The following is a 5,249-nucleotide window of genomic DNA, read 5'->3' as shown; positions in this document are numbered from 1 at the left end:
GGGGTGGTCTCCACTCCGCTGGGGGGGGGGGGGGGGCTGGGCCGCACCCCCGGGCCGCCCCCCCACCCGGCTCGTCGATCAGCGGATCGGCCGCTGCTCCGGCGCTCGGCGACCCGGCGGGAGCGCCCGCCGGGCGCCACCGATCAGCAGGTCGCGAGGCTGCCGGGTTCTTTCAGCAACTTGTCGGGCACCCAGCCCGCGATGCCCCAGTCGAAAGCGGACACGTAGGTCCACCGCTGGCCGTCGTTCCCCAGGGTGTAGCAGTAGTAGTCCAGCCTGTCGTGGTGGAAGATGACGCCGACGTCGCTGCACGAGTACGCCGAACCGCTCTGCACGACCATGTCCCTGATCGCCTCCGGCCACACGCCGTTGGACCCCTGCGTGTCGAGGTTCCGCGGCCTGGCACTGCCGCAGGAGTAGTGCCGAGCCCCGACGTCACCCGCCTCTTCCGCGGTGGCCGGCGCGGCCGCCGACACCCCGCCGAACACCGTGAGCGCCGCGGCCCCGGCCGCCACCAGGATTTTGACCCTGCGCATGTTTCCCCCTCGATTCGAATCGGACGATGCGCGTTCACATCGCACGAACAACCGACGAACCGGAAGCGCCGACAACGCGAGAAAGAATTACCCGCATTCAGCCAGGGGCAGCACGAGTCCAATCCACTGCAATTACCGGCCACCCCCACCGCGATCGACGCGACACCCTCCCCGGTGTTCTGCCACAATTCCGGCCGCGTGCTCCCGCAGGGCCAAGCTACCGCTGCCGCGAGATCAAGTAAACGATTCCCCGTCGGGGAATCCGACACGATCGGGTGACACGTCGCGCGACTGCAAATATCGCGGGAGCGGTGCCGCGAAATGGGCCCCCGGCGGAGGGCGGAGGCCCGGCGACGTCGACCGACCCGGCTCAGCGCGGCGTCAGCACGCAGAACTCGTTGCCCTCCGGGTCCGCCAGCACCACCCACGTCACACCGCGCTGCCCGACGTCCGCCCGCACCGCGCCCCGCGCCTCCAGCCGGGCCACCTCGGTCGGCAGGTCGCCGGCCGCGGGTGGCGCCACGTCGAGGTGCAGCCGGTTCTTGGTCCGCTTCGGCTCGCCGACCCGGACGAACTCCAGCGCCGGCCCCGCCTCCTGCCACAGCGACGCGTAGTCGGCGTGCTCGCGCGCCACCGGCAGCCCGGTCGCCGCCGTCCAGAACGCCGCCTGCGCGACCGGGTCCGCCGCGTCCACCACGACCGCCGCGACGGGACCGTTGCGCGCGTACTCGTCCCGCTGCTCCAGCACGCAGAACTCGTTGCCCTCCGGGTCCGCCAGCACCACCCACGGCACGTCGCCCTGCCCGATGTCGATCCGCCGCGCGCCCAGCTCCTGCGCGCGGGCCACCAGCTCCGCCTGGTGCGCGGCCGAGTTCGAGGCCAGGTCGAGGTGCAGGCGGTTCTTCCCGGTCTTCGGGTCGGCCACCGCCACGAACGTCAGGTCCAGGCCGTCGACCAGGGTGACCTCGGTCTCGTCCGCGCGCCCGTCGTTGAACGCCGTACCCAGCAAAGCCGACCAGAAGCGGGCCTGCGCGGCGGGGTCGGCGGCGTCCACGACCACGTCGTACAACCTCGTTGCCATGCCTCGAAGGTAACGTCTGCGCCATGGCGGAGCTGGTCCTTGGTCCTGTGCTCAGGCACGTCGACCCCACATCGGCGACGGTGTGGGTCGAAACGGACGCGTCGTGCGAGGTCACCGTCGCGGGGCACACCGCACGGACGTTCCAGGTGGGCGAGCAGCACTTCGCCCTGGTGGTGGTCGAAGGGCTGGAGCCCGGCACGACCACGCCCTACGACGTGCGGCTGGACGGCGAGGTGGTGTGGCCCCGGCCGGACTCGGCGTTCCCCCCGTCGCTCATCCGCACGACCCCCGTGCGCCGGCTCGTGTTCGGGTCGTGCCGGGCGGCCAAGGAGGTCGGCGACCCGCACGAGCCCGACAAGCTCGGCGTGGACGCGCTGGACTCCTTCGCGCTGCGGATGAAGGACGAGCCGCCCTCGGAGTGGCCCGAGGCGCTGGTCCTGTTGGGCGACCAGGTCTACGCCGACGAGCCGACGAAGCGGATCACGCAGTGGTTGGCGGAACGGCGGCCGGAGCCGGCCGGCGAGGTCGTGTCGTTCCGGGAGTACGCCGAGCTGTACCACGAGTCCTGGGCCGACCCCGAGATCCGCTGGCTCATGTCGGTGGTGCCGACGTCGATGATCTTCGACGACCACGACATCCGCGACGACTGGAACACCTCGCGGACGTGGCGCGAGCAGATGGCGCAAAAGCAGTGGTGGCCCGAGCGCATCCGGGCGGGTCTCGCGTCGTACTGGGTGTACCAGCACCTGGGCAACCTGAGCCCGGCGGAGCTGGCGCGCGACCCGCTGTACGAGAAGGTCCGGTCGGCGGGCGGCGACGTGCAGCCGCTGCTGGAGGACTTCGCCGAGCAGGCGGACCAGGAGGTCGACGGCGGCAAGTCGACGCGGTGGAGCTACCTGCGCGACTTCGGCCGCATCCGGCTGCTGGTGATCGACACGCGCAGCGGGCGCATCCTGTCCGGACCGGAGCGGCTGATGGTCGGCCACGAGGAGTTCCGGTGGATCGAGGAGAACTCGGTCGGTGACTTCGACCACCTGCTGATCGGCTCGTCACTGCCGTGGCTGATGCCGCACGCGCTGAGCCACCTCCAGTCGCTCAACGAGCGGATGGCGGGGCTGCCCGGGTGGCGCGGCTGGGTCGGCGAGAAGGTGCGGCAGGTGGCGGACCTGGAGCACTGGCCCGCGTTCCGGGCGTCGTACGAGCGGTTGGCGCGGCTGATCGAACGGGTCATGAAGGACGAGCGCGCGCCGGGCACGGTGTGCGTGCTGTCCGGGGACGTCCACCACAGCTACGCGGCACGGGCGTCGTTCGCCACGCGCGTGGAGGCCAAGATCTACCAACTGGTGTGCTCCCCGGTGCACAACGACCCGCCGTGGGTGTTCCGGCCCGCGTTCCGCGCGTCGTGGTCGCGGCCGGTCGCGAAGTTCCTGCGGTGGTGGGCGGACCGGCGCGGCATCTCGCCGGACCCCGTGGCGTGGCGCAAGCTCAGCGGGCCGCACTTCGGGAACTCGGTGGGGGTGCTGGAGTTCGAGGGCCGCGAGGTCCGCTTCCGGCTGGAGACGGCCAAGGAGGACGGACTGCACGAGGTCGCCTCGATCCCGCTGTGACCTGAGCAACGCCGGGGGCACTTCCGGCTGATCCGGAAGTGCCCCGGGCGGCAAGTGATCGGTCAGCGGGTCCGCGCGGCCTGGAGGAAGGACCGCCACGCGGTAACGCTGAAGTCCAACTGTGGGGCGGTGTTCTTGGAGTCCCGCACGCCCACGGCCGCCAGCTCGGAGGAGACTTCCACGCAGTTCGTGTTCTCCCCCTCGCTGTAGCTGCTCTTACGCCACCGCATCGCCACTTCCACGCAGTTCGTGTTCTCACCACCGCTGTAACTGCTCTTACGCCACTGCATCGCCTCCGGGTGCACCCTGTTCCTCCCGCAGTCGGTCGTAACGGTCCGCCCACTTGGCGAACACCAACCGCGATTGTTCCTCACTCAGCGCTACCCGGTCGAGGTCGTTGCAGCACCGACGAAACCGTTCCGTGGTCTCGAACTCGTCCGAGAACAGCGCCAGCGGCCCACCGTCGACGTACGAGACGGGCGGGTGATCGGTGAAGCTCATGAAGCTGAAGGCGCAGTTCAGCGACGCCGGCAGTGAAGCGGCGAAGGTCACCAACCGCACCCCGCCCCGGAACAGCAGTTGCAACATCTGCTCGTACATCACCTGAGGACCGCCCACCACCCGCATCAGGGCCGCCTCGTGGATGAAGAAGCGACCTCGGGGCGGCAAGGGCTTGTCGAAGATCTTCTGCCGAGCCATCCGCTCGGCCACGCAACGCTCGCCCTGCGGTGTGCTCATGAGCCCACGGGCGTAATCCGCGGTCTGGAGCAGTCCGGGCATGACGATGATCTCGTACGCCCAGATCGCCCTGGCGGTCTGCTCGTGGAGGAGCAAGGCGCGCAAGGCGTCGGGCATCGCGGTTTCGTGCTCGCGGACCAGGTGGCCGGTGCTCGGCTGCTCGGCCAGGGACATGATGTGGTCGTAGGTGGTCTGGTCGGTGCGGAGGTGGCCGACGTAGCGGGCGATGTCCACCGCGCTGGTTCCCCGCGTCCCGCGCTCCAATTTGGATATCTTCCCGGCCGACCACCCCAATTCCTCGACGAGAGCCCCGAACCTCACTTCGGACTCGTGGCGCGCCCGGCGGAGGGCGTCACCCAGTTCACGGCTGAGCGCATTCGACACACGGGAATCCATGGGGTCAAGCTAGAACCGCCCCACCGGCCACTACCAGCCAGAACGGACTATTCCACCCCATGGAAGGAAAGTTGTACCCGAGGGCAACCGATCGACTCTCCGCATTTTTCGCACTTCCTCGTTGCGCGAACGCAACAAAAAGGAGTAAGAACGACACCCATCGCGGCGGCGGGGACCGGTGCCCGGCCGACACACCTGAGGAGCACGTGGTGGACAGTGAGCTGGCCGAGTCGGTGGTGGCGTTCAAGGACGTGTTCGGCCGTCGGGCGATCCCGGCGACCTTCGGCGAAGCGTCGCCCGAAACCGTCGAACGACTCAAGGGGACCTGGGGAGCGCCCCTGCGCTACCGGTCCTTCCTCCTGTCCACCGACCCGTTCGACGTCGAGACGGTGACACCGGTCGAGCGCGTTCGCCTGATCCCCTCGTCCGAGCTGGCCTCGGCGCAGTTGACGGACGAGCACGGGAACGCCCTCGTCCAGGGGTGGCGCAGGTCGTGGGTCGTCATCGGCCAGAGCACGGTGTTCGGCAACCCGTACTTCCTCGACGTCGGGGAGCTCGACCCCGAGGGCGACTGCCCCGTCTTCACCACCGAGGCGGGTTCCGATTCGCTCAAGCCCGTCCTCTGCGCGTCGACCTTCCGGCAGTTCCTGCGCATCCTGGCGGTGACCATGGAGGCTGCGGCGGAGTTCGACGACGACGTCGACGAGGACGAGTTCCGCGGCGCGCTCGAACCCCGCGTCGGGGCGATCGACCCGGCGGCGCTGCGCGCCGGGCACTGGACGTGACCGGGGGGCACCGCCGCTGATCCGGGAGCCGGCCGCGCGGCACCGCGCGAACGCCGGCCCGTCGAGGTGGGTGCGCCCGCCGCCGGGTGGGGTCCGGAGAGCCGGC

6 protein-coding genes are annotated in these 5,249 nt (G+C 70.1%); 2 read left to right on the top strand and 4 right to left on the bottom strand.

Annotated elements, in window-relative coordinates:
• Positions 1-143 precede the first annotated feature (143 nt).
• Both ACFV4N_RS39405 and ACFV4N_RS39400 read right to left on the bottom strand, forming a co-directional pair.
• Positions 144-536 (bottom strand): hypothetical protein, encoded by a 393-nt coding sequence (locus ACFV4N_RS39405; protein WP_499677786.1) that lies wholly within the window; start codon positions 534-536, stop codon positions 144-146.
• A 370-nt stretch (positions 537-906) separates the two neighbouring features.
• Positions 907-1,617, bottom strand: coding sequence for a VOC family protein (locus ACFV4N_RS39400; protein WP_499677785.1), 711 nt, complete (start codon positions 1,615-1,617; stop codon positions 907-909).
• Between the two features lie 23 nt (positions 1,618-1,640).
• Between ACFV4N_RS39400 and ACFV4N_RS39395 the strand changes: the two genes are divergently transcribed.
• On the top strand, positions 1,641-3,224 hold the full coding sequence (locus ACFV4N_RS39395; protein WP_499677784.1) for an alkaline phosphatase D family protein: 1,584 nt from the start codon (positions 1,641-1,643) through the stop codon (positions 3,222-3,224).
• A 62-nt stretch (positions 3,225-3,286) separates the two neighbouring features.
• Here the strand turns inward: ACFV4N_RS39395 and ACFV4N_RS39390 are convergent, their stop codons facing one another.
• Both ACFV4N_RS39390 and ACFV4N_RS39385 read right to left on the bottom strand, forming a co-directional pair.
• The gene (locus ACFV4N_RS39390) at positions 3,287-3,454 is read right to left on the bottom strand and encodes a DUF397 domain-containing protein (RefSeq protein WP_499677787.1); all 168 of its coding nucleotides are present in this window, start codon (positions 3,452-3,454) and stop codon (positions 3,287-3,289) included.
• A gap of 46 nt (positions 3,455-3,500) precedes the next feature.
• Positions 3,501-4,358 carry a helix-turn-helix domain-containing protein gene (locus ACFV4N_RS39385; protein ID WP_499677783.1) on the bottom strand — a complete coding sequence of 286 codons (858 nt, stop codon included), beginning with the start codon at positions 4,356-4,358 and terminating at the stop codon, positions 3,501-3,503.
• 209 nt (positions 4,359-4,567) lie between these two features.
• On the opposite strand from ACFV4N_RS39385, the gene ACFV4N_RS39380 reads away from it, so the two are divergent.
• Positions 4,568-5,143, top strand: coding sequence for an SMI1/KNR4 family protein (locus ACFV4N_RS39380; protein WP_499677782.1), 576 nt, complete (start codon positions 4,568-4,570; stop codon positions 5,141-5,143).
• Positions 5,144-5,249: the final 106 nt, after the last annotated feature.

The sequence above is a fragment of the Actinosynnema sp. NPDC059797 genome, assembly GCF_042732085.1.
In the GTDB taxonomy this organism is placed as follows: domain Bacteria; phylum Actinomycetota; class Actinomycetes; order Mycobacteriales; family Pseudonocardiaceae; genus Actinosynnema.
This window is presented reverse-complemented; position numbering and strand designations above follow the sequence as displayed.